Annotated in this window: 22 protein-coding genes and 1 pseudogene; 14 read left to right on the top strand and 9 right to left on the bottom strand. The window is 69.3% G+C overall.

Annotated elements, in window-relative coordinates:
- Positions 1 to 124: 124 nt before the first annotated feature.
- Positions 125 to 418 (bottom strand): MTH1187 family thiamine-binding protein, encoded by a 294-nt coding sequence (locus tag J7E89_RS06890; RefSeq protein ID WP_214899393.1) that lies wholly within the window; start codon positions 416 to 418, stop codon positions 125 to 127.
- Entirely contained in the window at positions 415 to 762 is a 348-nt protein-coding gene (locus tag J7E89_RS06895) for a DUF3817 domain-containing protein (protein WP_214969555.1), read from the bottom strand. Before J7E89_RS06895 ends, J7E89_RS06890 begins: the two co-directional genes overlap by 4 nt.
- Positions 763 to 938: 176 nt before the next feature.
- Between J7E89_RS06895 and J7E89_RS06900 the strand changes: the two genes are divergently transcribed.
- From J7E89_RS06900 to J7E89_RS06915, 4 genes are all read left to right on the top strand, one after another.
- The gene (locus J7E89_RS06900) at positions 939 to 1532 is read left to right on the top strand and encodes an AIM24 family protein (RefSeq protein WP_251060205.1); all 594 of its coding nucleotides are present in this window, start codon (positions 939 to 941) and stop codon (positions 1530 to 1532) included.
- On the top strand, positions 1532 to 2182 hold the full coding sequence (locus J7E89_RS06905) for an AIM24 family protein (RefSeq protein WP_214969558.1): 651 nt from the start codon (positions 1532 to 1534) through the stop codon (positions 2180 to 2182). The genes J7E89_RS06900 and J7E89_RS06905 overlap by 1 nt, the downstream gene beginning before the upstream one ends.
- Positions 2179 to 2955: an AIM24 family protein gene (locus tag J7E89_RS06910; RefSeq protein ID WP_214969560.1), complete on the top strand. Its 777-nt coding sequence runs from the start codon at positions 2179 to 2181 to the stop codon at positions 2953 to 2955. Before J7E89_RS06905 ends, J7E89_RS06910 begins: the two co-directional genes overlap by 4 nt.
- A gap of 107 nt (positions 2956 to 3062) precedes the next feature.
- Complete coding sequence (locus J7E89_RS06915) at positions 3063 to 3539, top strand: MarR family winged helix-turn-helix transcriptional regulator (protein WP_214969562.1); 477 nt, start codon at positions 3063 to 3065, stop codon at positions 3537 to 3539.
- Here the strand turns inward: J7E89_RS06915 and J7E89_RS06920 are convergent.
- The 4 genes and pseudogenes from J7E89_RS06920 to J7E89_RS06935 form a co-directional block, all read right to left on the bottom strand.
- Positions 3536 to 4601 (bottom strand): annotated as a pseudogene (locus J7E89_RS06920) (sensor histidine kinase); the annotation flags it as partial. The gene J7E89_RS06915 and the pseudogene J7E89_RS06920 overlap by 4 nt on opposite strands.
- Before the next feature lie 179 nt (positions 4602 to 4780).
- A complete protein-coding gene (locus tag J7E89_RS06925) occupies positions 4781 to 5971 on the bottom strand; it encodes a transposase (RefSeq protein WP_308315367.1) in 1191 nt (396 codons plus the stop codon).
- Positions 5972 to 6346: 375 nt separating this feature from the next.
- Positions 6347 to 7303, bottom strand: a complete 957-nt coding sequence (gene meaB, locus J7E89_RS06930) for a methylmalonyl Co-A mutase-associated GTPase MeaB (protein ID WP_214969564.1) — start codon at positions 7301 to 7303, stop codon at positions 6347 to 6349.
- 45 nt (positions 7304 to 7348) lie between these two features.
- Positions 7349 to 8551: an acetyl-CoA C-acetyltransferase gene (locus J7E89_RS06935; RefSeq protein ID WP_214969566.1), complete on the bottom strand. Its 1203-nt coding sequence runs from the start codon at positions 8549 to 8551 to the stop codon at positions 7349 to 7351.
- Positions 8552 to 8687: 136 nt separating this feature from the next.
- Between J7E89_RS06935 and mce the strand changes: the two genes are divergently transcribed.
- From mce to J7E89_RS06960, 5 genes are all read left to right on the top strand, one after another.
- A complete protein-coding gene (gene mce, locus J7E89_RS06940) occupies positions 8688 to 9128 on the top strand; it encodes a methylmalonyl-CoA epimerase (protein WP_214969568.1) in 441 nt (146 codons plus the stop codon).
- Between the two features lie 201 nt (positions 9129 to 9329).
- Positions 9330 to 13499: a polarized growth protein Scy gene (gene scy, locus J7E89_RS06945; protein ID WP_214969570.1), complete on the top strand. Its 4170-nt coding sequence runs from the start codon at positions 9330 to 9332 to the stop codon at positions 13497 to 13499.
- Positions 13500 to 13621: 122 nt separating this feature from the next.
- The gene (locus J7E89_RS06950; RefSeq protein ID WP_214969572.1) at positions 13622 to 14560 is read left to right on the top strand and encodes a cellulose-binding protein; all 939 of its coding nucleotides are present in this window, start codon (positions 13622 to 13624) and stop codon (positions 14558 to 14560) included.
- 92 nt (positions 14561 to 14652) lie between these two features.
- A complete protein-coding gene (locus tag J7E89_RS06955; RefSeq protein WP_214969574.1) occupies positions 14653 to 15639 on the top strand; it encodes an ABC transporter ATP-binding protein in 987 nt (328 codons plus the stop codon).
- A 3-nt stretch (positions 15640 to 15642) separates the two neighbouring features.
- Positions 15643 to 16413: an ABC transporter permease subunit gene (locus J7E89_RS06960; protein WP_214969576.1), complete on the top strand. Its 771-nt coding sequence runs from the start codon at positions 15643 to 15645 to the stop codon at positions 16411 to 16413.
- Positions 16414 to 16447: 34 nt separating this feature from the next.
- On the opposite strand, the gene J7E89_RS06965 is transcribed toward J7E89_RS06960, so the two are convergent.
- Positions 16448 to 17731, bottom strand: a complete 1284-nt coding sequence (locus J7E89_RS06965) for an RNA-guided endonuclease TnpB family protein (RefSeq protein WP_214969578.1) — start codon at positions 17729 to 17731, stop codon at positions 16448 to 16450.
- A 23-nt stretch (positions 17732 to 17754) separates the two neighbouring features.
- Between J7E89_RS06965 and tnpA the strand changes: the two genes are divergently transcribed.
- From tnpA to J7E89_RS06980, 3 genes are all read left to right on the top strand, one after another.
- Entirely contained in the window at positions 17755 to 18183 is a 429-nt protein-coding gene (gene tnpA / locus J7E89_RS06970; RefSeq protein ID WP_214969580.1) for an IS200/IS605 family transposase, read from the top strand.
- Positions 18184 to 18422: 239 nt separating this feature from the next.
- Entirely contained in the window at positions 18423 to 19652 is a 1230-nt protein-coding gene (locus J7E89_RS06975) for an ABC transporter ATP-binding protein (RefSeq protein WP_214969582.1), read from the top strand.
- Positions 19649 to 20494 (top strand): ABC transporter permease subunit, encoded by an 846-nt coding sequence (locus J7E89_RS06980; protein ID WP_214969584.1) that lies wholly within the window; start codon positions 19649 to 19651, stop codon positions 20492 to 20494. The genes J7E89_RS06975 and J7E89_RS06980 overlap by 4 nt, the downstream gene beginning before the upstream one ends.
- Before the next feature lie 36 nt (positions 20495 to 20530).
- On the opposite strand, the gene J7E89_RS06985 is transcribed toward J7E89_RS06980, so the two are convergent.
- Entirely contained in the window at positions 20531 to 20860 is a 330-nt protein-coding gene (locus J7E89_RS06985) for an ATP/GTP-binding protein (RefSeq protein ID WP_214969586.1), read from the bottom strand.
- Between the two features lie 214 nt (positions 20861 to 21074).
- On the opposite strand from J7E89_RS06985, the gene J7E89_RS06990 reads away from it, so the two are divergent.
- Positions 21075 to 22202: an LLM class flavin-dependent oxidoreductase gene (locus J7E89_RS06990; protein WP_214969588.1), complete on the top strand. Its 1128-nt coding sequence runs from the start codon at positions 21075 to 21077 to the stop codon at positions 22200 to 22202.
- 103 nt (positions 22203 to 22305) lie between these two features.
- On the opposite strand, the gene J7E89_RS06995 is transcribed toward J7E89_RS06990, so the two are convergent.
- Complete coding sequence (locus tag J7E89_RS06995) at positions 22306 to 22698, bottom strand: SCO5389 family protein (RefSeq protein ID WP_214969589.1); 393 nt, start codon at positions 22696 to 22698, stop codon at positions 22306 to 22308.
- 210 nt (positions 22699 to 22908) lie between these two features.
- Here J7E89_RS06995 and nucS point away from each other — a divergent pair, with 210 nt between their 5' ends.
- On the top strand, positions 22909 to 23580 hold the full coding sequence (gene nucS, locus J7E89_RS07000; protein WP_214969591.1) for an endonuclease NucS: 672 nt from the start codon (positions 22909 to 22911) through the stop codon (positions 23578 to 23580).
- Positions 23581 to 23621 lie beyond the last annotated feature (41 nt).

Raw genomic sequence — 23621 nt, forward strand, 5'->3', positions numbered from 1 at the left:
CATAAGGTGACATTTGGCGGTGTGTCGAACCGGGTCGTCCAAGCGGGCGGTTTTTGGCGTCCGGCCGTTTGAACGACGAAGCCCCCGACCGCGACGGCGGTCGGGGGCTTCGTCGTCACCAGGTTCAAGCACCCAGATGGCGCTCCACCGTCTCGACCTTCGACGTCAGGCCGTCGGTGACACCGGGCCGGATATCGGCCTTCAGGACCAGCGACACGCGCGGGGCGCGGGCCTCGACGGCGGCGACAGCGCGCTTGACGACGTCCATCACCTCGTCCCACTCACCCTCGATCGAGGTGAACATCGCGTCGGTGCGGTTGGGCAGCCCGGACTCGCGCACCACGCGCACCGCGTCGGCGACGTACTCCCCGACGTCCTCGCCCACGCCCAGCGGACTGACGGAGAAGGCGACGATCATGCGCCGACCACGCCTTCCTTGCGGGCGCGGGCGGCGATGACACCCGCCTCCTCGTCACGCTTGAGGAGCTTCTCGCCGTACATGCCGCCGAACGGCAGCACCGCGAGGACGACGAAAAGAGCGACGCGGGTAACCGGCCACTTCGCCCGGTACCAGACGTCTGCGAGCAGCACGAGGTACAGCATGAACAGCACGGCGTGCAGGATCCCGAGCGGCATCACCAGGTCGATGTCCGAGATGCGGCTGAGCAGCGACCCGAAGATCAGAAGTGCGGGGAACGAGAGCGCCTCCGGGAGCGAGATGAGGCGGAGCCGGTGGAGAGCGTTGGCGGTCTTGATGTCCACGGAGGGGCAACCTTTGTCGTCGCGGGAACGGGTCGTCGATCTTGTGAATGCGCGCACAAGCTCGTCCCCATTGTGGCAGCCCGCTTTGCCACCTCTTTGTCAGGGTCGGGGTCCCGGGTACCGTCACTCACGTGGCTCAGTTCCGACTCCAAGGCAGCAAGGTGCTCGCCGTCGACATGACCGGCGACGCCGTCAAAGCGAAAAACGGCTCGATGGTCGCGTACGACGGCCAGATGGCCTTCAAGAAGATGTCCGGCGGCGGTGAGGGCATGCGCGGCATGGTGACCCGCCGCCTGACCGGTGAGCAGATGACCGTGATGGAGGTGAAGGGTCACGGCACGTGCTATTTCGCCGACCGGGCGAGCGAGATCAACCTCGTCTCTCTCCACGGCGACAAGCTGTACGTCGAATCCAGCAATCTCCTGTGTACGGACGCGGGCCTGCGCACCGGCACCTCCTTCACCGGGCTGCGCGGCGGCGCGACCGGCAACGGCCTGTTCACCACGACCGTGGAGGGCACCGGTCAGGCGGCGATCATGTCGGACGGCCCGGCGGTCGTCCTGCGCGTCTCGGCCCAGTACCCGCTCCAGGTCGACCCCGGCGCGTACATCGCGCACCAGGGCAACCTCCAGCAGCACTTCCAGTCGGGCGTCAACTTCCGCACGCTCATCGGCGAGGGCTCGGGCGAGGCGTTCCAGATCCGTTTCGAGGGCGAGGGTCTCGTCTACGTGCAGCCGAGCGAGCGCAACACCGTCGGGGGCGACGTCTGATGCCGTTCCGCGAAATCAATTCGAGGATGGTCGAGGCGCGGGTCGCGCCCGGCCAGAAGATGTTCAGCCAGCGCGGCGCGATGCTCGCGTACCAGGGCGATGTGTCATTCACGCCGAACATCCAGGGCGGCCAGGGCGGCGTGATGTCCATGATCGGCCGCCGGGTCGCGAACGAGTCGACCCCGCTCATGACGGTCGAGGGCTCGGGCACGGTGATGTTCGGCCACGGCGGTCACCACATCCAGGTGATCAACCTGTCCGGCGACACGCTCTGCGTCGAGGCGGACCGCCTCCTGGCGTTCGACGGGACCCTCACCCAGGGCACGATGTTCATGGGCTCGCAGGGCGGCGTCATGGGCATGGTGCGCGGCCAGGTGACCGGCCAGGGCCTGTTCACCACCACACTCAAGGGCCACGGCGCGGTGGCGGTGATGGCGCACGGCGGTGTGATCGAGATCCCCATCACACCCCAGCGGCCGATTCACGTCGACCCGCAGGCGTACGTTGCGCACCACGGCGACGTACGCAACAAGCTCTCCACCGCCCTTGGCTGGCGCGACATGGTGGGGCGCGGCTCGGGCGAGGCGTTCCAGCTGGAGCTGTCCGGCAGCGGCGCGGTGTACGTACAGGCCTCGGAGGAAAAGCTGTGACCGCTCCTGTCGTCTTCGACCCGCACTCACTCCCCTCCGACGACAATGTCAACCCGTACACCTTCTGCGTGGAGCTCAAGGGGAGCCAGTGGTTCCTGCAGAAGGGGAAGATGATCGCCTACTACGGGCGCATCGACTTCAACGGCATCGGCCACGGCCGCTTCGACCGCCTTCTGCGCACCAGCTTCCACTCGCCGCTGCACGCCGGCGACTGGGTGGTGGCGGAGGGCCAGGGCAAGATGCTGCTCGCGGACCGCGCGTTCGACGTCAACAGCTTCGACCTCGACAACGGCAACCTCACGATCCGCTCCGGCAACCTCCTGGCGTACGAGCCGACACTCGCGCTCAAGCAGTCGATCGTCCCGGGCTTCCTCACCCTCATCGGCACCGGAAAGTTCGTGGCGGCCTCCAACGGCCCGGTGGTCTTCATGGAGCCGCCGATCCGTGTGGACCCACAGGCCCTGGTGGGCTGGGCGGACTGCCCGTCCCCGTGCCACCACTACGACCACCAGTACATGGCGGGCGTCATGGGCGGGATCAGGTCACTGACCGGCATGGGCGGTACGTCGGGCGAGGAGCACCAGTTCGAGTTCGCCGGGGCCGGCACCGTACTGCTCCAGTCCACCGAACTCCTCATGGCGGAGCAGGCCACGGGCGCCGTCCCGTCCCAGGCGGGGGTGCCCGGCGGGCATGGTGCGGGGCAGGGTCAGCAGGGGGGCGCACCGCGTCTTCCCGGTCAGCTGGGGGACCTCCAGCGTCGCTTCGGCCTGTGAGCGGTAGTCTGCGGAGTGTGACGTCGAACGTCTGCGCCCTTGTCGCGGGCACGGCGTCACGTTCCGTAACTTCGTCCAGCATTCAACTTCTTAGGTAGAATCCATACATGGAGACCGAGACGGCCACCCCCTGGCTGACCGATGCCGAACAGTGCGCCTGGCGGACCTACCTGGACGCCAACAGGCTGCTGACCTATCAGCTCGAAAAGGATCTTCAGCCGTACGGGCTGACGATCAACGACTACGAGATCCTGGTCAATCTTTCAGAGTCCCAGGAGCGCCGGCTGCGGATGAGTGACCTGGCGGCAGCCACCCTCCAGTCCAAGAGCCGGCTCTCCCACCAGATCACCCGCATGGAGAACGCGGGACTGGTCCGCAGGGAGAACTGCGAATCCGACCGCCGCGGCCTGTACGCCGTACTCACCGACCACGGCAGCGAAACGATGAAGCAGGTCGCTCCGCATCACGTGGAATCCGTACGCCGGCACTTCATCGGCATGCTCTCCCCCGAGGCACTCGCCGACATGAAAGCCGCCCTCACCCCGGTGGCCGAGCAGCTGCGAGGCCGACGAGGAAAAATCTAGACAGCCGGCAGGCGCAACGTGAAGAGAGCACCGCCGCCCTCTCTTTCGCCGACCGTCAACGAGCCACCGTGCCGCGTCGCCACATCACGGGCGATCGCCAGCCCCAGCCCCGCGCCACCGTCGTCGCGGGTGCGGGCGTCGTCCAGTCGTACGAACCGCTCAAAAATCCGCTCGCGCTCCCCCACCGGCACCCCCGCGCCATCGTCGGCCACCTCAACCCTCACAGCACCGTCCGCGCCCCGCAACCGAATTTCGACCGAACTCCTCGCATGCCGCTGCGCGTTGTCGAGCAGGTTGCCGACCACCCGCGCCAACTGCCCGCGCGACCCGGCCACTTCGAACACACCCGAGCCCCTGACGGCCACAGGCACCCGGTCGGCGGTCCGCTGCGAGACTTCCTCCCGCACCAGTGCGCCCAGGTCCACGCGCCCCCGCCCCGGCCGCTCCCCCGCGTCCAGCCGCGCCAGCAGCAACAGATCAGCGGCCAGCCCCTGAAGCCGTACGGTGTCCCGCACCGCGCCCTGCACATCGAGCAACTCCGGATGCGCGGCGCCCACCTCCAGTTGCGTGCGCAGCGAAGCGATCGGGCTCCGCAGCTCGTGCGAGGCGTCGGCGACGAACCGCCGCTGCCGCTCCACGGAAGCCTCCAGCGCCGCCAGCGTCTCATTGGTGGTCACGGCCAGCCGCGCCACCTCGTCATGCGCGTCGGGCTCCGGCACTCGCCGCGACAAATCCTCGGAGGCGGTGATCGCGGCCATCTCGCGCCTGATCCCCTCCACCGGCCGCAGCGCCCGCCGCGTCACCAGCCAGGTCACCCCGCCCACCACCACGAGCAGCGCCGGCAGCCCGATCAGCATGGCTTCCCGAACCGTCCCGACGGCGTCCTGCTCGGCGGCCAGCGGCGCACCGGCGTACACCGTGACGGTCTGCCCCCGGGGCGTCGTCGCCTCGACGGCGGCGAACCGGTAGTCGGCCCGCTCGCCATCCACGGCGGCGCTCCCGGACGACAGCCGGGCTCGTCGTCGGACACTCTCCACGCCCGGGGTCGTCATCCTCATCATCCCCGCCGGACCAACCACCGCCCACCCAGTAGCCGTCCGTTCATGCGGGCAGCATGATGTCGAGACGGGCAAGGTCGTACGAGCCCATTTCACCCTCACGCTCAACAAGCGCATGCGCCTAGGACGCAAACCGAACGTCAACTACGCCGGGACTGAAGTTCCGGGCTTGCACAACGGGCGTCACTGGCGGTGATGCGTCGTTTGCGTCCAGCCCCACCCGGCCGCTGCCGGGGTGGGGGCAGGGGCCGTTGACGGGGCCCCGCGTCGCCACAACTGCCACGCTCGCGCGCGGATGTTGCGGGAGCTGTTCCGGTCTGCGTGATCAACGAATCCGCAGGACCGGCATGCGAACCTGGCCTGAGAGACCCGGTTCGCCTTGGCGGTATGGCCGCATTCGGCGCAGGTCCGGGAGGTGTACGCCGGATCCACGTACACCACCGGCACCCCCGCCTTGCGGGCCTTGTACGCGATGAATTCCCCAAGCTGGGCGAAGCCCCAGGAGTGAAGGGTGGCCCGTTGGGGCTTGCGAAGCCGTACCCGTTCACGGATCCCTGTCAGGTCTTCCAGGGCGATTCCGCGACCGGTGCGTTCTGCCTCGGCCACCACATGCTTCGCGATCTTGTGATTGATGTCCCTCCCCCGCCGCGCCTCCTTGCGCCGCCTCTTCTTCAACCGGCGCTTGGCCGACGGGGTGTCCTTCTTCTGGAGCTTCGCGCGCAGGCCACGCTCTCGTACCCGGGCGCGGTTGAGCTCACGTCCGGCCATGATCTCGCCGTCCGAGGTCGTGGCGATGTTCACGATCCCCAAATCGATACCGAGGAAGTCTGCTGGATCACCATTGAGCGGAGCTTCGGGAACCTCACAGGTGGCGTTCAGAAACCACATGCCGTCCCGTTGCACCAGGTCGGATTCGCCCTGGCGGTACAGGGTCAGCGTGACAAGCTGCTCCGGCGCGGCAGCGAAGGCCACGTTCTTGATTCGGCCACTGGTCGTCCAGATCGACACCGTGTGGTCCGGGATTTGCCAGGACAGCATCCGGTCGTCATACGGCTGGGCGCCCCGGGGACGGAAGGTGATCGGCTTCTCGGTGGCCCTGCGATAGCGACGCGAGCCGGACCGCCCGCGGTTGTTGGTCTTCAGGTTCGTATACGCGTCACACGTCTTTTTGATCACATGCTGGGCGGCCTGCGCGCCCAGGCCCCACCGGGACTTGACCGTGTCGTAGGTGTGCCGACGCAGGGCGAAGTTCTTGAATTCCCCGCGCTCGAAGGCCACCCCGCTCACCCACGTGGCAGCCTCGTTGCAGGCTTGCAGGGTCGCCCCGAGTGCCGCCGCCTGTACGCGCGTCGGCAGCAGCTTGACCTGCACCATCAGCTTCACGATCACCGAACGTACGCGCCTGCGCTAGACACCACCGCATGTTCCCAATCGTTCACCACACTGAGCGATCGCATCGGTCATGCGTTCCCCTGGCCCTCGTCCCCAGGTACGGCACCCATCGGCTCCGCCCACCGAGGGGCTGCCCCTCGGTCCCCCCCGACTTCCATCTACCTCCGCAAGGCGAACGAAGGCAGCCCGCAGGCCGCCCACCGGCGTGAGGGGGCGGGACGCGCAGGGGGTGGTGTTCGGGACGTAGAGCGTGATTTGTGGGCAGGACGCGGGCGTCGTACTAAAGACGCCGCTCCGCGCCTAAATCATGCAGTCCCGAACGCCGCCCCCGGAGCGGCACGCCCCCGCCCCACCCACCTAGCCCTCGGTAAGGCCCGCCACCAGCTCGTCCGCCGCCGCATAAGGATCCAGCTCCCCCGCCACGATCCGCTCCGCCAGCGCCCCCAGCCGCCGGTCCCCCCGCAGGTCACCGATCCGCTCCCGCAACGCAGTCACGGCGATCGTCTCGACCTCGTGCGAGGCCCGCTTCGCCCGCCGCTCCGACAGCACCCCGCGCTCCTCCATCCACGCCCGGTGCTTCTCCAGCGCCTCGACGACCTCGTCGATACCCTCACCCCGTGCCGCCACCGTCTTCACGATCGGCGGCCGCCAGTCGCCGGGCCCCCGGGACTCCCCGAGCCCCAGCATGTGATTGAGCTCCCGCGCGGTCGCGTCGGCCCCGTCCCGGTCGGCCTTGTTCACCACGTACACGTCACCGATCTCCAGGATCCCCGCCTTCGCGGCCTGGATCCCGTCCCCCATACCCGGCGCCAGCAGCACAACAGACGTGTCCGCCTGTGAGGCGATCTCCACCTCCGACTGCCCCACCCCCACCGTCTCGACCAGCACCACGTCACACCCGGCCGCATCCAGCACCCGGATCGCCTGCGGCGCCGCCCACGCAAGCCCGCCCAGATGCCCGCGCGTGGCCATGGACCGGATATAAACCCCCGGATCCGACGCGTGCTCGGACATCCGCACCCGGTCCCCCAGCAGCGCACCGCCACTGAACGGCGACGAAGGATCCACCGCCAGCACCCCGACCCGCTTTCCGGCCCGCCGGTACGCCGAAACCAGCGCCGAAGTGGACGTCGACTTACCTACGCCCGGCGACCCCGTCAGCCCCACCACATACGCGTTTCCGGCGAGCGGAGCCAGCGCCGCCATCACCTCACGCAGTTGCGGGGACGCCCCCTCGACCAGCGAGATCAGCCGGGCAACGGCACGCGGCCGGCCCTCTCGCGCCTGAGCCACCAGCTCGGGGACGTCCTGCATCACAACTCCGCTCCTCGATCAAGCACTACGGAAGGGTTACGGGGTTTACTTGCCCGCGACCTTGATGATCAGCGCATCACCCTGGCCGCCGCCACCACACAGCGCCGCAGCGCCCACGCCGCCGCCCCGCCGCTTCAGCTCAAGGGCGAGGTGGAGCACGACCCGGGCGCCGGACATCCCGATGGGGTGCCCCAGGGCAATCGCGCCACCGTTGACGTTCACCTTTTCCGGGGATACTCCGAGGTCCTTCATTGACTGGACCGCAACCGCCGCGAAAGCCTCATTGATCTCAATGAGGTCGAGATCCTCAACCCCGATCCCTTCCTTGCCCAGCGCGTGCGCAATCGCGTTCGAGGGCTGCGACTGAAGGGAGTTGTCGGGGCCCGCCACGTTCCCGTGCGCCCCGATCTCGGCGATCCACTCAAGCCCGAGAGCCTCAGCCTTGGCCTTGCTCATCACGACCACGGCGGCCGCACCGTCGGAGATCTGCGAGGCGGTCCCAGCGGTGATCGTCCCGTCCTTCGCGAAGGCGGGCCGCAGCTTGCCGAGCGACTCCGCCGTCGTCTCCGGCCGGATCCCCTCGTCCTTCGAGAAGAGAACCGGGTCGCCCTTGCGCTGCGGGATCTCGATGGGCGTGATCTCCGCCTCGAAGAGCCCGTTCTTCTGCGCGGCGGCGGCGCGCTGGTGCGACTGCGCGGCGAACTCGTCCTGCGGGCCGCGGGCGATCCCGAGCCGGGTGTTGTGCTTCTCGGTCGACTCCCCCATCGCGATGCCTTCGAAGGAGTCGGTCAGCCCGTCGTGGGCCATGGAGTCGAGCATCTCGATCGCGCCGTACTTGAAGCCGTCACGGGACTTCGGCAGCACGTGAGGAGCGTTGGTCATGGACTCCTGGCCACCGGCGACCACCACGTCGAACTCACCGGCGCGGATCAGCTGATCGGCCAGGGCGATGGCGTCGAGCCCGGACAGACAGACCTTGTTGATGGTCAGAGCAGGCACGCTCATCGGAATGCCGGCCTTCACAGCCGCCTGCCGAGCCGGGATCTGCCCGGCACCCGCCTGCAGCACCTGGCCCATGATCACGTACTGGACCTGGTCACCGCCGATGCCGGCCCGCTCCAGGGCGGCCTTGATGGCGAACCCGCCGAGGTCCGCGCCGGAGAAGGACTTCAGCGAGCCGAGCAGTCGGCCCATGGGCGTACGGGCACCAGCGACGATGACTGACGTAGTGCGGTTCGTTCCAGGCATGAGGCACGGCCCCTTGGGATGAGGAGTGAACGAGGGTTTACCTCAATGTACTGAGCGGTACGGGCCCGGTCACCGGGCAGCGAGTGTGATCGCGCGCACGTTGCGTAACCACCACCAATAGCGCTGCACTGGACTCATGCTGACGCGAATCGACCACATCGGGATCGCCTGTTTCGACCTCGACAAAACCATCGAGTTCTATCGCTCGACCTATGGCTTCCAGGTGTACCACTCGGAGGTCAACGAGGAGCAGGGCGTACGTGAAGCCATGCTCAAGATCAACGAGACGTCCGACGGCGGAGCCACCTATCTCCAGCTCCTGGAGCCCACCCGCGAGGACTCCGCGGTCGGAAAGTGGCTGGCCAAGAACGGTGAGGGGGTCCACCACATCGCCTTCGGGACACCGGACGTGGACGCCGACGCGGCAGACATCCGCGACAAGGGCGTACGGGTCCTCTACGACGAGCCCCGCATCGGTTCCATGGGCTCCCGCATCACCTTCCTGCACCCCAAGGACTGCCACGGCGTACTGACAGAACTGGTCACTTCGGCCCCCGCCTCAACCCCGGAGCACTGACCGGAACACAGTCCCCCGTATTCCACGCCGGTAGAGTGGGCGGTTCCGGTCCGGGGCCGGACCGGGGTCGGACCGGGGGCTGTGACCCATGCCTCACTGTTGATCTGAGACCATTCCCCCCGGGGGCCGCCCGATGTCGGGGCGGTGCTTGTTCGGAGTTTTCGGAAGAGTTTGCGACCAGGGGACGGATGGGACCGCGCAGTGCGGGGCTACGAACGCCAGGAGAGCCAACAGCGGGGTGAAACCGACCATCTCTCGCGGTTCGAAGCCGAGATGGAGCGGCTGAAGACCGAGCGGGAGAAGGCGGTTCAGCACGCCGAGGACCTCGGCTACCAGGTCGAGGTGTTGCGCGCCAAGCTCCACGAGGCGCGCCGCAACCTCGCGTCCCGGCCTGCCTACGACGCGGCGGACATCGGCTACCAGGCCGAGCAGTTGCTCCGTAATGCCCAGATTCAGGCCGATCAGCTCCGCACCGACGCCGAGCGCGAACTGCGCGACGCCCGGGCCCAGACGCAGCGGATCCTCCAGGAGCACGCCGAGCACCAGGCAAGGCTCCAGGCCGAGTTGCACACGGAGGCGGTCACCCGCCGCCAGCGGCTCGACCAGGAGCTCTCCGAGCGCCGCCAGACCGTCGAGGCACACGTCAACGAGAACGTGGCGTGGGCCGAACAGCTCCGTGCCCGTACCGAGTCGCAGGCCCGCAGGCTCCTGGAGGAGTCCCGCGCCGAGGCCGAGCAGGCCCTGGCCGCCGCCCGCGCCGAGGCCGAGCGGGTCGCCCAGGAGGCCCGCCAGCGCCTCGGCTCCGAGGCGGAGCACGCCCGCGCCGAGGCCGAAGCGATCCTGCTGCGCGCCCGCAAGGACGCCGAGCGCCTGCTGAACGCCGCCTCGAACCAGGCGCAGGAGGCGACGACCCACGCCGAGCAGCTGCGTACGTCGACGACTGCCGAGTCCGAGCAGGCGCGCCGGCAGGCCGCCGAGCTGAGCCGCACCGCCGAGCAGCGGATGCAGGAGGCCGAGACGGCGCTGCGCGAGGCGCGCGCCGAGGCCGAGAAGGTCCTCACCGAGGCGAAGGACGCGGCGGCCAAGCAGCTGACCACGGCCGAGTCCGTCAACGAGCAGCGCACGCGTACGGCGAAGTCCGAGATCGCGCGGCTGGTCGGCGAGGCCACGAAGGACGCCGAGGCGCTGAAGGCGGAGGCCGAGCAGGCCCGTGCCGATGCCGTCGCCGAGGCCGAGCGGCTGGTGACCGAGGCCGCGGAGAAGGCCCGTACGGTCGCCGCCGAGGATTCGGCGGCCGCGCTGGCCAAGGCCGCCCGTACCGCCGAAGAGGTCCTGACGAAGGCGTCCAACGACGCCAAGGAGACCACCCGCAAGGCGTCCGAGGAGGCCGAGCGGATCCGCCGCGAGGCCGAGGCGGAGATCGAGCGGCTGCGCAGCGAGGCGGCGGCCCAGGCCGACCAGCTCAAGGGCGCGGCGAAGGACGACACCAAGGAGTACCGGGCCAAGACGGTCGAGCTGCAGGAGGAGGCGCGCAGGCTGCGCGGCGAGGCCGAGCAGCTGCGGTCCGAGGCGGTCGCCGAGGGCGAGCGGATCCGCGGCGAGGCCCGTCGCGAGGCCGTCCAGCAGATCGAGGAGGCGGCCAGGACCGCCGAGGAGCTGCTGACCAAGGCGCGGGGCGACGCCGATGAGCTGCGTACGTCCGCCTCAGCCGAGAGCGAGCGCTTGCGCGGCGAGGCGATCGAGCGCGCCACGACGTTGCGCAAGCAGGCCGAGGAGACCCTGGAGCGCACCCGCACCGAGGCCGACCGGCTGCGCACCGAGGCCGAGGAGCAGGCGGCGAGCACCACCGCCGACGCCGAGGAGGCCGCCCGCGCCCTGCGCGAGGAGGCCGAGCGCGCCATCGCGGCCCGCCAGGCCGAGGCCGCCGGCGAACTGACCCGGCTGCACACCGAGGCCGAACAGCGCGTCACCGCCGCCGAGAAGGCGCTGGGCGACGCGCGGACCGAGGCCGAGCGGCTGCGCCGGGAGGCCGGCGAGGAGATCGAGCGGCTGCGGACCGAAGCGGCCGAGCGGGTACGTACGCTCCAGGCGCAGGCCGAGACCGAGGCGGAGCGGCTGCGTGACGAGGCTGCCGCCGACGCGTCGCAGTCGCGCGCCGAGGGTGAGGCCGTCGCCGTACGGCTGCGCAGCGAGGCGTCGAACGAGGCCGAGCGGCTCAAGTCGGAGGCGCAGGAGAGCGCCGACCGGATTCGCGCGGAGGCCGCGGCCGCCGCGGAGCGCGTCGGGAACGAGGCCGCCGAGGCGCTGACCGCCGCCCAGGAGGAGGCCGCGAGGCGCCGCCGGGAGGCCGAGGAGACGCTGGCCGCCGCCCGCGAGGAGGCCGAGCGGGAGCGTACGCAGGCCCGTGAGCAGAGCGAGGAGCTGCTCGCCTCCGCCCGCAAGCGGGTCGAGGACGCGCAGACCGAGGCGCAGCGCCTGGTCCAGGAGGCGGACTACCGGGCGACCGAGCTGGTCGCGGCCGCCGAGCAGACGGCGCAGCAGGTACGGGAATCCGTCGCCGGGCTGCACGAGCAGGCCGAGCAGGAGATCGCCGGGCTGCGGTCGGCCGCCGAGCACGTGGCGGAGCGTACGAAGACCGAGGCGCAGGAGGAGGCGGACCGGCTCCGCGCCGACGCGTACGAGGAGCGGGAGCGGGCCACCGAGGACGCGAACCGGCTGCGCCGGCAGGCGCAGGAGGAGACGGACGCCGCGAAGGCGCTCGCGGAGCGCACGGTCGGTGACGCGATCACGGAGGCGGAGCGGCTGCGGTCCGAGTCGTCGGAGTACGCACAGAGGCTTCGTACGGAGGCCTCCGACGCGCTGGCTTCGGCCGAGCAGGACGCGGCGCGCTCGCGCGCCGAGGCCCGCGAGGACGCGAACCGCATCCGTAACGAGGCTGCGGCGCAGGCGGACCGGCTGGTCGGCGAGGCGACGGGCGAGGCCGAGCGGATGGCGGCCGAGGCCGTGCAGTCGCTGACGGCGGCCGGGCAGGACGCGGCCCGGATGCGGGCCGAGGCGGAGCAGATCAAGGCGGACGGCGAGGCCGGGGCCGAGCGGCTGCGGGCCGAGGCGCGCGAGGAGGGCGAGCGGGTTCTCGACGAGGCACGCAAGGCGGCGGACAAGCGGCGCGGCGACGCGGCGTCTCAGGCGGACAAGCTCGTCTCCGAGGCGAGTGGCGAGGCGGACAAGCTGGTCGCCGACGCGAACGCCGAAGCGGAGCGGCTGCGCACGGAGGCCGAGCGGGTGCACGTCGAGGCACGCGCGGAGTCCGACCGGATCCTGGACGAGGCGCGCAAAGCCGCCGACAAGCGGCGCGGCGACGCGGCGGCGCAGGCCGACCAGCTCATCGCCGAGGCGAGCGGCGAGGCCGAGCGGCTGCGCGCGGAGGCCGCCGAGATGGTGGGCTCCGCCCAGCAGGCGGCGGAGCGCATCAGGTCCGAGGCCCAGAAGGTCAAGGCGGACGCCGAGGAAGCGGCGGAGCGAATGCGCGGCGACGCGCGCGCCGCCGCGGACCGGCTGCTCGACGAGGCCCGTCAGGCGGCGTCCAAGCGCCGCTCGGACGCCGCCGAGCAGGCCGACCAGCTGATGGCGAAGGCCCAGGAGGAGGCGCTGCTCGCCGCGACGCGTGCGGAGGAGCAGGCCGACACGATGGTCGGCGCGGCCCGCAAGGAGGCCGAGCGGCTGGTGTCGGAGTCGACGGTCGAGGGCAACTCCCTGGTGGAGAAGGCCCGTACGGACGCCGACGAGCTGCTGGTCGGCGCCCGCAGGGACGCGACCGCCATAAGGGAGCGCGCGGAGGAGCTGCGTACCCGCATCGAGAGCGATATCGAGGAGCTGCACGAGCGGGCCCGCCGGGAGACGTCCGAGCAGATGCGGACCGCCGGCGAGCGGGTCGACAAGCTGGTGAAGGCGGCGACGGAGCAGCAGGCCGAGGCCGAGGCGAAGTCGAAGGCGATGATCTCCGATGCGAGTTCGGAGGCGGGCAAGGTCCGGCTCGCCGCGGTGAAGAAGGCCGAGGCGCTGCTCAAGGAGGCCGAGCGGAAGAAGGCCGAGCTGGTACGGGACGCCGAGCGGGTGCACGCCGAGGCCGAGGCCGAGGCAGCGCGCATGGTGGAAGAGGGCCAGCGCGAGCTCGATGTGCTGGTACGCCGCCGGGAGGACATTCAGGCCGAAATCTCCCGTGTTCAGGATGTACTTGAGGCGTTGGAATCCTTTGAGGCACCTTCCGGGGGCGGCAAGTCGGCATCGAACAGCGGGTCCGGGGCAGGCGGGGTCAAAGCGGGCGCCGCGGCGGGCGCAACTCGTTCGGGTGGCAAGTCATCCGACGGTTAGCCACTCAAAAGGGGTGTCATTCTCCAGATCAAACGGTCATTGACTCGATGACACGCCGCTTAGGCCCCTAGGATTCCCCCTAACACCTCACCGGTCACATTCGACAGGAACCCAGGAACCCCATGAGCGACACTTCCTCCCCCTTCGGCTTCGAGCTCGTGCGGCGTGGTTACGACCGCGGTCAGGTGGACGACCGCATTACCAAACTCGTCGCCGACCGTGACAGTGCTCTGGCCCGAATCACTGCTCTGGAAAAGCGCATCGAGGAACTCCACCTCGAGACGCAGAACGCCCAGGCCCAGGTGAGCGACGCGGAGCCGTCGTACGCCGGACTCGGTGCGCGCGTCGAGAAGATCCTTCGCCTTGCCGAGGAGGAGGCGAAGGACCTGCGTGAGGAGGCCCGTCGCGCCGCCGAGCAGCACCGCGAGCTCGCCGAGTCCGCCGCGCAGCAGGTGCGCAACGACGCTGAATCGTTTGCCTCCGAGCGCAAGGCGAAGGCCGAGGACGAGGGCGTTCGTATCGTCGAGAAGGCCAAGAGTGACGCCTCTACGCTGCGCGGCGAGGCCCAGAAGGACGCGCAGCAGAAGCGCGAGGAGGCGGACGCTCTCTTCGAGGAGACCCGCGCCAAGGCCGCCCAGGCCGCCGCGGACTTCGAGACGAACCTGGCCAAGCGCCGGGAGCAGTCCGAGCGCGACCTGGCTTCGCGTCAGGCCAAGGCCGAGAAGCGTCTGGCCGAGATCGAGCACCGCGCCGAGCAGCTTCGTCTCGAGGCCGAGAAGCTGCGTACGGACGCGGAGCGCCGCGCCCGCCAGACGGTGGAGACCGCGCAGCGCCAGGCCGAGGACATCGTGGCCGACGCCAACGCCAAGGCCGACCGGATCCGCAGCGAATCGGAGCGCGAGCTGGCTGCTCTCACCAACCGCCGCGACTCGATCAACGCGCAGCTCACCAACGTCCGCGAGATGCTGGCCACGCTGACCGGTGCGGCTGTCGCCGCCGCCGGCGCCCCGGCCGACGACGAGCCGATCACGCGCGGCGTCCCGGCCCAGCAGACCCGCTAGCCCCGAAGCGGAACCAAACAGGCCGCAAAAGGCCCGGAAGCCCCCCGTCATTCCAGTGGCGGGGGGCTATGTGCGCCCTTAGCGTGGCCGACATGATTGAGCTGACGGGGCTGACGAAGCGTTACGGCGAGAAGCTGGCCGTCGACCATCTGACCTTCACCGTACGGCCGGGCATCGTGACCGGCTTCCTGGGTCCGAACGGCGCGGGCAAGTCGACGACCATGCGGATGCTGCTGGGGCTGGACAACCCGACGGCGGGCGATGTCCGCATCGACGGCAAGCACTACGCCGACCTCAGGGATCCGCTGAAGTACATCGGCGCGCTCCTGGACGCCAAGGCGATGCACGGCGGCCGCAGCGCGTACAACCACCTGCTGTGCCTGGCCCAGAGCAACGGCATCCCGCGCAGCCGAGTCTCCGAGGTCCTGGACACGGTGGGCCTGACGCAGGTCGCGAAGAAGCGCGCGAAGGGCTTCTCGATGGGCATGGGGCAGCGGCTGGGCATCGCGGGCGCGCTGCTGGGCGACCCCGAGATCCTGATGTTCGACGAGCCGGTGAACGGGCTCGACCCCGAGGGCATCCACTGGATCCGCAACCTGATGAAGTCGCTGGCGTCCCAGGGGCGTACGGTCTTCGTCTCCTCCCACCTCATGAGCGAAATGGCGCTCACCGCCGACCACCTGGTCGTCATCGGCCAGGGCAGGCTGCTCGCCGACACGTCGATGGCCGGCTTCATCCGGGAGAACTCGCGCAGTTACGTACGCCTGCGGTCCCCGCAGCAGGAGCGGCTGCGCGATGTCATGCACGAGGCCGGCATCACGGCGGTCAGCGCGGCCAACGGGTCCCTGGAAGTGGACGGCGTGACCTCGGAGCAGCTCGGTGATCTCGCCGCCAGGCATCAGCTCGTACTCCACGAGCTGAGCCCTCAGCAGGCCTCGCTGGAGGAAGCGTTCATGCGGCTGACCGCCGAATCCGTCGAGTACCACGCGCATTCCGACGGCGAGAGGCCCGGGTCGCCCGGGGCCGGCTGGGGCGCCGGCGTGCAGCAGCAGAAGACGAAGAAGAAGAGGGGGGTCTGAGTCATGGCGGTCGCACAGGTGCTCAAGTCGGAATGGACCAAGATCAAATCGGTTCAGTCCACAGTATGGACACTCGGCCTTGCGGCGATCGTCACAATCGGCCTCGGCGTACTGATCAGTATTCTTTCCAGGAACGAATTCCAGAAGCTGAGCGCGGAGGACAAGCTCGCCTTCGATCCGACGTTTGTGAGTTTCGCGGGGACGAGTCTTGGGCAGCTTGCAATGATCGTTTTCGGTGTGCTGGTCGTGTCGAACGAATACAACACCGGAATGATCCGCATGTCGCTCGCCGCGGTCCCGCAGCGCGGCACCTTCCTCTTCAGCAAGATCACCGTCGCCGCGGCGCTCGCACTGGCTGTCGGAATGATCACAAGCTTCCTCTCCTTCTTCCTCGGCCAGGCGATGCTCGGCGACCTGAAAGCGAGCATCGGCGACCCGGGCGTACTGCGCGCGGTCATCGGCGGCGGCCTCTACATGACCCTGATCGCGCTGTTCTCGATGGGCGTCGCCTCGATGCTGCGCAGCCAGGTGCTCGCGCTCGGCGTCCTGATGCCGTTCTTCTTCCTGCTCGCGCCGATCCTGGGCAATGTCTCCGCGACCAAGAAGGTCGGTCAGTACCTCCCCGACCAGGCGGGCAGCAAGATCATGCAGGTTGTTCCGCCGGTCAACGACGACGCGCCGTACGGCCCCTGGGGCGGGCTGGCGATCATGGCCGTGTGGGTGGCGGCGGCCCTGGTGGGCGGATATGTCCTGTTGAAGAAGCGCGACGCTTGAAGTGCTCTCCCGCATGAATGCGGGAGATTCCCTCCTACCTTACGGTGGTGGGCTTGACGCGCTTCGCGCGCCTGGCGACTGCCCTTCCGGCAGCCGGGATCGCCACGAGGCCGATCCGGTACAGGTGCAAGACGTTCCTCGATGCGTTGTGGTCGGCGTTGCCTTCCCAGCCGCACCCAGGGTTCTTGCACACGAACGTGGCCTGGTCCTCCCGGCTGCCGGGCGTGATGAAGCCGCAGGCGGAGCAGCGCCGGGAGGTGTTGGGTGCGGGGACCTTGACGAGAGTGCCGCCCTGGCGGGTGGTCTTGTACGTCAGCATCGTGACCGTGCGCCCCCATGACTGACCGCTGATGGAGCGGTTGAGGCCGGATTTCTGGGCGACGCTTTTCCCCGGTTCCTCGACGGTGCCTTTGGCGGACTTGACCATGTTCGTGATGTGGAGTGCTTCGACCACCGCGGTGGCGTACTTGCGGGCGATGTCGGTGGTGGTCTGGTGCTGCCAGTCGATGGCACGGCGCTTGGCTTTCGCGCGAAGTCCCGCGATCTGGTCGTAGGTGGCCCGCAGCCGCCCGGAGGTGCGTTCTGCGGGTTTACGGAAGGTCTTGCGGTGTGCGGCCCGCTGCTCCAGCCGGAGCAGCTTGGCCTTTTCCTTGGCGGGCAGCCATTCGTCGTGGTCGTACGTTGTGCCGTCCGAGAGGGCCAGAGGCACGGTGATGCCCACGTCGATACCGCCTTCCGGGCCGGTGTGGGGCTCGGGCTTGCGCACGAGGGTCTGGACGCGGAAGGCGATGTGCCAGCCGAGCGCGTCTTTGACCAGCCGGGCACCGGTGATGCGGTTTTCTTCGTTGGCGCGCTTGCCGACGGGCAGGTCTTTGGTCCACCGGAAGCGCACACGTCCGACCTTGGGGATGTTGACCATGCCCCAGCGGCGGTGCACGCGGGTGATGTTCAGGTCCCTGCCCTGCGGGATGTCCACCGACATCACCGACCGGAGCCGGCTCTTGAAGTTCGGGGCGTCCGCACGCCCGTCCCAGCAGTTCTTCCACGCCTGGAAGTACGTTTTCAAAACCGCTTGCGCGGCTTGAGCGGGGAGGGCGGCGAGGAAGTCGATGTCTTTGCGGGCCTGGCGTATCGCAGCGTCCGCGTGTCCCAGAGTCCGCTTGTCCTTCGGCATCATCTGCCACCACGCGTGGAGCAGGTTCCACATCGTGCGGGCAGCGTGTGCCTGCTCATCAACCTGCCTCGAGAGCGCGGGGTCCAGCGCCAGCCGGGCACGGTGCCCGAACTGCCGCTTCTCAAGGACGACTTCGGCGCTCACGCGATCACTATATCGTTTGGTTTATGTCACCACGATGGAATCCCAACCCGGATGTACGTTCGGGTCGCCATGTCATCTGCAACCTTCACGTCCACTTGGTTTTCGTCACCAAGTACCGGCGCGAGGCGTTCACAGACGCCATGCTGACCAGGTGCGAAGAGATCATGCGCGACGTATGTACGGACTTCGAGGCTGAAATGAAGCAGTTCAACGGCGAACAGGACCACGTGCACCTGCTCGTGCACTACCCGCCGAAAGTCCAGCTCTCCAAGCTGGTCAATTCCCTCAAGGGCGTCAGCTCCCGCTACTTGCGCAAGGAGTACGACACGCACGTACGCCGCCACCTGTGGGGCGGACACTTCTGGTCCGGCTCCTACTTCGCAGGCTCCTGCGGCGGCGCACCGCTGACCGTCGTACGCCAGTACATCGAGAACCAGCAACGCCCGGCATGAACCTGTCCGGCCTGGACAGGCAGCGAACTCCGGCGCTTCGCACCTCCGGGCCAAGGACGCCCTCCACCATCCGCCCTAAAAGGCGGAGCACCGGGCGAGATCAAAGGTAGATCCGGCGCCCGGCGTACCGGCTTGGCCGGAACCGTCAGCCGCTGGTTATCCTCCTAACCCTTACGGGGGCGCATTCGGCCAGACGGTCACAGCCCCGACCACCCGACCTGTCGATGGGGCTGCAGACAATGATCGAGGCAGTCGGCCTGACGAAGCGCTACGGCGCCAAGACAGCCGTGTACAACCTTTCCTTCCAGGTGCGCCCGGGCACGGTGACGGGCTTCCTGGGCCCCAACGGCTCCGGCAAGTCCACGACCATGCGCATGATCCTCGGGCTCGACGAGCCCACCGCCGGCCATGTCACCATCGGCGGCCACCCCTTCCGCAAGCTCCCCAACGCGCCCCGCCAGGTCGGCGCCCTGCTCGACGCCAAGGCCGTGCACGGCGGGCGCACCGCCCGCAACCACCTGCTGTCGCTGGCGCAGCTCTCCGGCATCCCCGCCCGGCGCGTCGACGAGGTGCTCGGGGTCGTCGGCCTCCAGGACGTCGCCAGGCGGCGCTCCAACGGCTTCTCGCTCGGCATGGGACAGCGCCTGGGCATCGCGGCGGCGCTCCTCGGCGACCCGCAGGTGCTGCTCTTCGACGAGCCGGTCAACGGCCTCGACCCCGAGGGCATCCTCTGGGTCCGCAACCTCATGAAGACGCTCGCTGCCGAGGGCCGTACGGTCTTCGTCTCCAGCCACCTCATGAGCGAAATGGCGGTCACCGCCGACCACTTGATCGTGATCGGGCGCGGGCAGCTGCTCTCCGACATGAGCGTCAAGGACTTCATCTCGGCGAACTCCGCGGACTTCGCCCGGGTGCGTACGCCGCAGACCGAGCCGCAGCAGCGCGAGAAGCTGTCGTCGGTACTGACCGAGGCCGGCGCGCACGTCATGACCGAGCAGGACGGTGCGATGCGCGTCACCGGGCTGCCGCTGGCGCGGATCAGCGACCTCGCGCACGACGCCGACGTACGGCTGTGGGAGCTCTCGCCGCACCAGGCCTCGCTGGAGGAGGCGTACATGCGGATGACCCAGGGCGCGGTGGACTACCGCTCCACGGCCGACCAGCTGGCCGGCTTCGAGCAGCCGCAGCAGCTTCAGCACCCCGGCGGCTACGCCCAGCCCCTGCCGCAGCAGGACGGCTGGTACGCCCCGCCGCCGCCCCAGGCCGGCGGACAGCCCTTCGCGGGTGTGCCGATGCCCGGCGGCCCCGCACCCGCCCCCGGCTACCCTGCCCCCGGCCGGAACCCGTACGCGGCGCCTGCTGCCGCCCCGGCGGCGCCTCCCGCGCCCGCCGCCGCGCCCGCGCCCGCGCCTGCCCCCGACCTGACCAAGAGCGACAGCGACACCGACAGCCCCGAGGACGCCCGATGACGACCCCGTACCAGCAGCAGGCCCCGCAGCACTACCAGCAGCAGGGCGTCGCGTCGTACATCTCGCCGATCCCGGTGCGCAGGGCGACACTCGGGGACGCGCTCACCTCCGAGTGGACGAAGATCCGGTCGGTGCGCTCCACCGTGTGGACGCTCGGCGTGATGATCGTGCTCGTCCTCGGCATCGGACTGCTCTCGACCGTGGCCGTCGGCTCGTCCGGCGCCGACCTCGGCGAGACCCCGGTGCTCAGCCTCGGCTTCTTCGGTGTGCTGCTCGGCGCCATCCCGGTGATCACGCTCGGCGTGATGACCATCGCGTCCGAGTACGGCACGGGCATGATCCGTACGACCCTCACGGCCTGCCCGAGCCGCGCCCGCGTGCTGACGGCCAAGTCGATCGTCTTCTTCGTGCTGGCCTTCGCCATCACCCTGGTGACCACCGCCATCGTCGGGGCGATCCAGACCGCCACGCTGGACGGCGCCACGCCCACCGGCGGCGACTGGCTGCGCGCGACGATCGGCGTCAGCCTCTACATCGCGACGCTCGGCCTGCTCTCCCTCGCCGTCGGCTCGCTCATCCGGCACTCGGCGGGCGCGATCACCATCATGATCGGCGTGGTGCTGCTGCCGCTGGTGCTGGCGATGTTCATGTTCTCCGAGACGCTGGCCGAGCTTCAGCAGGCGCTCTTCGAGTACTCGATCCCCAACCAGCTCAGCGCCTTCTACGACGTCTCGGTCACCCAATCCGGACCGGCCGGCTGGGAGCCGCTGTGGATCCTGCTGGGTGTGACCGCTGTGACGCTCGGCGGCGCATTCCTCGCCCTGGACAAGCGCGACGTGTGACAGCGCGGGCCGCGCGGGCAGCGAGGGCCGCTCCGGTCAGTAGCGCGGGGCATTACGGGACCGCTGCACCTTCGTGGTGCGGCGGTCCCGCGCGTTCCAGCAGGCCTTGTGCCAGTGCCTGCGGTCGTCGACACCGCCGTACTCCGGCCAGGCCACCAGGTGCGGGACCCCGGACGGGATCTCCTGGTCGCAGCCCGGGCAGCGGTAGCGCTTGCCCGCCGCGCTCGCGCCGGCGACGTGGCGCAGCGACCACTCCTCGCCCTGCCACGACTCGGTGCTCTGGAGCCCGAACCTCTCTCCTGCCGCGCCACTTTGGGACTCGGTCGGATTCTCGCCGCCCTTGGGGCGGTTGCGACGCGGGGACACCTGAAACCTCACGGGTCGGACGGGCAGTGGCTTTCACCCAGCCTAGGGCCATCCGGCAGGGGTACACGTACCGCAGCGCGTGCGGGCCGCCCTCCACCGGGCGCGGCTTACCGGAAAATCGCAACAACTTCACGCGCACCCGTGCCTTTGGCACGTGTCAGACGTTGTTGCCAGTAAGGGGGAAGCCGCGTCGGCCGTAAGGAGGCAAAAGGCGATGCGTGTCGGAACGTTTGTACTGGCGGCCCAGTTTCCGGGCCAGGGCCAGGGGGAGGCACTGCACCGGGCGGTGCGGTCCGCCGAGGTCGCCGAGGAATCCGGGCTGGACTCGGTCTGGCTGGCGGAGCACCACTTCGTACCGTACGGCGTGTGCCCCTCCGCTGTGACACTCGCCGCGCTGCTGCTCGGGCGCACCCGGCGCATCCGCGTGGGTACGGCGGTCAGCGTCCTGCCGACCGTTCACCCGGTCGCCCTGGGCGAGCAGGCCGCGCTGTTGCACCTCACCTCCGGCGGGCGTTTCACGCTCGGCGTCGGGCGGGGCGGGCCGTGGGTGGACCTGGAGGTGTTCGGACAGGGTCTTTCGGCGTACGAGCACGGGTTCCCCGAGTCGCTGGACCTGCTGCTGCGCTGGCTGCGTGAACCGCGCGTCGAGGCGCGGGGCGAGCGGTTCGACTTCCGCGAAGTCGCCGTCGTACCAAGGCCGGACGAGCTGCTGCGCGAGACGCCGGCCGGACAAGGCGGGCGGTTCGACTTCCGCGAAGTCGCCGTCGTACCAAGGCCGGACGAGCTGCTGCGCGAGACGCCGGCCGGACAAGAGGAACCGGGCGGCCCCGAGGTCGTGCTCGCGTGTACCTCCCCGAAGAGCGTACGGATGGCCGCCGAGCGCGGGCTGCCGATGCTGCTCGGCATGCACTGCGGTGACGAGGACAAGGCGGAGATGGTCGCGCTGTGGCGCAGGCTCGCACTGGCCGCCGGACATGAGCCGGAAAAGGTCGCGCGGGCGGGCCATGTTTCGGCCGGAGTGGCTCAGATCGCGAGCAGCGCGGCCGACGGCACGGAGACGCTGACGAAGGCCATGCCCGGCTGGCTCAAGCAGGGACTCGACGCTCATGTGACGGTCGACGGGCGGCACCGCGCGATGCGGGACCCCGTCGCCTACACGGAAATGCTGTGCGAGCTGCACCCGGTGGGTCCGCCCCGGCTGGCCGCCGACCGGCTGGCGGCGACCTCGGAGCGGACCGGCATCACACGCTTCGCGCTGCTCGTGGAGGGCTCGGGCGACCTGGCGGCCACCGAGGAGAACGTACGGCTGCTGGGGTCCGAAGTGCTGCCCCTGCTGTCCTGACCGTGCCGTGCCGTGCCGTGCCGTGCTGTGCCGTGCCGTGCCGCCGGGGACGCTGCCGCTCCGCATCAGTGGATCTCCCCTGATGCGAAGCGGCAGCATTGCCTCAGCAGTCCCGAAGTTCCGGCGACTGGTTGAGAAGCTGACCCCTGATCGAGGTGAAACGGCCGAGCCGCTCGTCCGACGAGGGGTCCATCGGGAACACCGCTACGCGGTGGCAGTTCTGGAATGCAAGACGTACGCCGAAGTGCCGCTGCAGCGCACCGCGAATCGCGTCACTCGCGAGTGCACGCAGCAGCTGACCACGTGCCTGCTCGTCCGGCGGAGGCGTCTGGTTGTCGGCGAACTCGCCACCGTCGACCTTCAGCTGTGCCACCAGAGAGCTGATCATCTCCCATGCGTAAGGCAGGGAGGTCCGGACGCAGTCGACGAATGCGGCTTCGTCGACATCGCCTCGCTCGGCCTGTTCCAACAGTGCCGGTGAGACGTCGAGCGACATGGGTTCTCCTCTCGCGACCCCGGGGCCGGGGTCTTACGGGCAGGGAAGACGGACGACGACGCAGAGTGCACGTACGACGACCTCCTGCATCCAAGTTAAGCGTGCGGTCCGGGCCGCACCAGGAGATTGGGAACACAACCAGCCAACAACGAAGGGGGTCTTACTGGGCGAATCGCGTAGACCGCTTGTCGTCGAGTAGCGTTGCGCCCCATGCGTCTCGTCATTGCCCGCTGCTCCGTGGACTACGCGGGCCGGCTCACCGCCCATCTGCCCTCCGCTCCCCGTCTGATCCTGGTGAAGGCGGACGGCAGCGTCTCGATCCACGCCGACGACCGGGCGTACAAACCGCTCAACTGGATGTCGCCGCCGTGCACCCTCAAGGAGGGCACAGGGGACGATGCCGACATCTGGACGGTGATCAACAAGGCGGGCGAGAAACTGATCATCACGATGGAGGAAGTCCTCCACGACTCGTCCCACGAACTGGGCGTCGACCCCGGGCTGATCAAGGACGGCGTGGAAGCGCACCTCCAGGAGCTGCTCGCGGACCGCATCGACACGCTCGGCGAGGGCTACTCGCTGATCCGCCGCGAGTACCCCACGGCCATCGGCCCGGTGGACATCCTATGCCGCGACGCGGACGGCGCGACGGTGGCGGTGGAACTGAAACGACGTGGCGACATCGACGGCGTGGAGCAGCTCACCCGCTACCTGGAGCTGCTGAACCGGGATCCGCACCTGGCGCCTGTGCGGGGCATTTTCGCCGCGCAGGAGATCAAGCCGCAGGCGCGCGTACTGGCGACGGACCGCGGGATCGGCTGCGTGGTCCTGGACTACAACGCGATGCGAGGCATCGAGGACGACAAGCTCCGCCTGTTCTGACCCTTCTCGACCGCCGGAGGGGCTGAACGGAAAATCCACCT

It is taken from the genome of Streptomyces sp. ISL-100, assembly GCF_018614615.1.
Taxonomy (GTDB): domain Bacteria; phylum Actinomycetota; class Actinomycetes; order Streptomycetales; family Streptomycetaceae; genus Streptomyces.

What these genes read in the sequence shown, in the direction of transcription:
- J7E89_RS06990 (WP_214969588.1), top strand. Translation starts at nt 21,075, where the DNA reads ATGCGTGTCGGAACGTTTGTACTGGCGGCCCAGTTTCCGGGCCAGGGC.
- J7E89_RS06890 (WP_214899393.1), bottom strand. Translation starts at nt 418, where the DNA reads ATGATCGTCGCCTTCTCCGTCAGTCCGCTGGGCGTGGGCGAGGACGTC.
- J7E89_RS06980 (WP_214969584.1), top strand. Translation starts at nt 19,649, where the DNA reads ATGACGACCCCGTACCAGCAGCAGGCCCCGCAGCACTACCAGCAGCAG.
- J7E89_RS06935 (WP_214969566.1), bottom strand. Translation starts at nt 8,551, where the DNA reads ATGCCTGGAACGAACCGCACTACGTCAGTCATCGTCGCTGGTGCCCGT.
- J7E89_RS06925 (WP_308315367.1), bottom strand. Translation starts at nt 5,971, where the DNA reads ATGGTGCAGGTCAAGCTGCTGCCGACGCGCGTACAGGCGGCGGCACTC.
- J7E89_RS06905 (WP_214969558.1), top strand. Translation starts at nt 1,532, where the DNA reads ATGCCGTTCCGCGAAATCAATTCGAGGATGGTCGAGGCGCGGGTCGCG.
- J7E89_RS06915 (WP_214969562.1), top strand. Translation starts at nt 3,063, where the DNA reads ATGGAGACCGAGACGGCCACCCCCTGGCTGACCGATGCCGAACAGTGC.
- nucS (WP_214969591.1), top strand. Translation starts at nt 22,909, where the DNA reads ATGCGTCTCGTCATTGCCCGCTGCTCCGTGGACTACGCGGGCCGGCTC.
- J7E89_RS06955 (WP_214969574.1), top strand. Translation starts at nt 14,653, where the DNA reads ATGATTGAGCTGACGGGGCTGACGAAGCGTTACGGCGAGAAGCTGGCC.
- J7E89_RS06900 (WP_251060205.1), top strand. Translation starts at nt 939, where the DNA reads ATGACCGGCGACGCCGTCAAAGCGAAAAACGGCTCGATGGTCGCGTAC.
- J7E89_RS06950 (WP_214969572.1), top strand. Translation starts at nt 13,622, where the DNA reads ATGAGCGACACTTCCTCCCCCTTCGGCTTCGAGCTCGTGCGGCGTGGT.
- meaB (WP_214969564.1), bottom strand. Translation starts at nt 7,303, where the DNA reads ATGCAGGACGTCCCCGAGCTGGTGGCTCAGGCGCGAGAGGGCCGGCCG.
- tnpA (WP_214969580.1), top strand. Translation starts at nt 17,755, where the DNA reads ATGTCACCACGATGGAATCCCAACCCGGATGTACGTTCGGGTCGCCAT.
- J7E89_RS06995 (WP_214969589.1), bottom strand. Translation starts at nt 22,698, where the DNA reads ATGTCGCTCGACGTCTCACCGGCACTGTTGGAACAGGCCGAGCGAGGC.
- J7E89_RS06975 (WP_214969582.1), top strand. Translation starts at nt 18,423, where the DNA reads ATGATCGAGGCAGTCGGCCTGACGAAGCGCTACGGCGCCAAGACAGCC.
- J7E89_RS06960 (WP_214969576.1), top strand. Translation starts at nt 15,643, where the DNA reads ATGGCGGTCGCACAGGTGCTCAAGTCGGAATGGACCAAGATCAAATCG.
- mce (WP_214969568.1), top strand. Translation starts at nt 8,688, where the DNA reads ATGCTGACGCGAATCGACCACATCGGGATCGCCTGTTTCGACCTCGAC.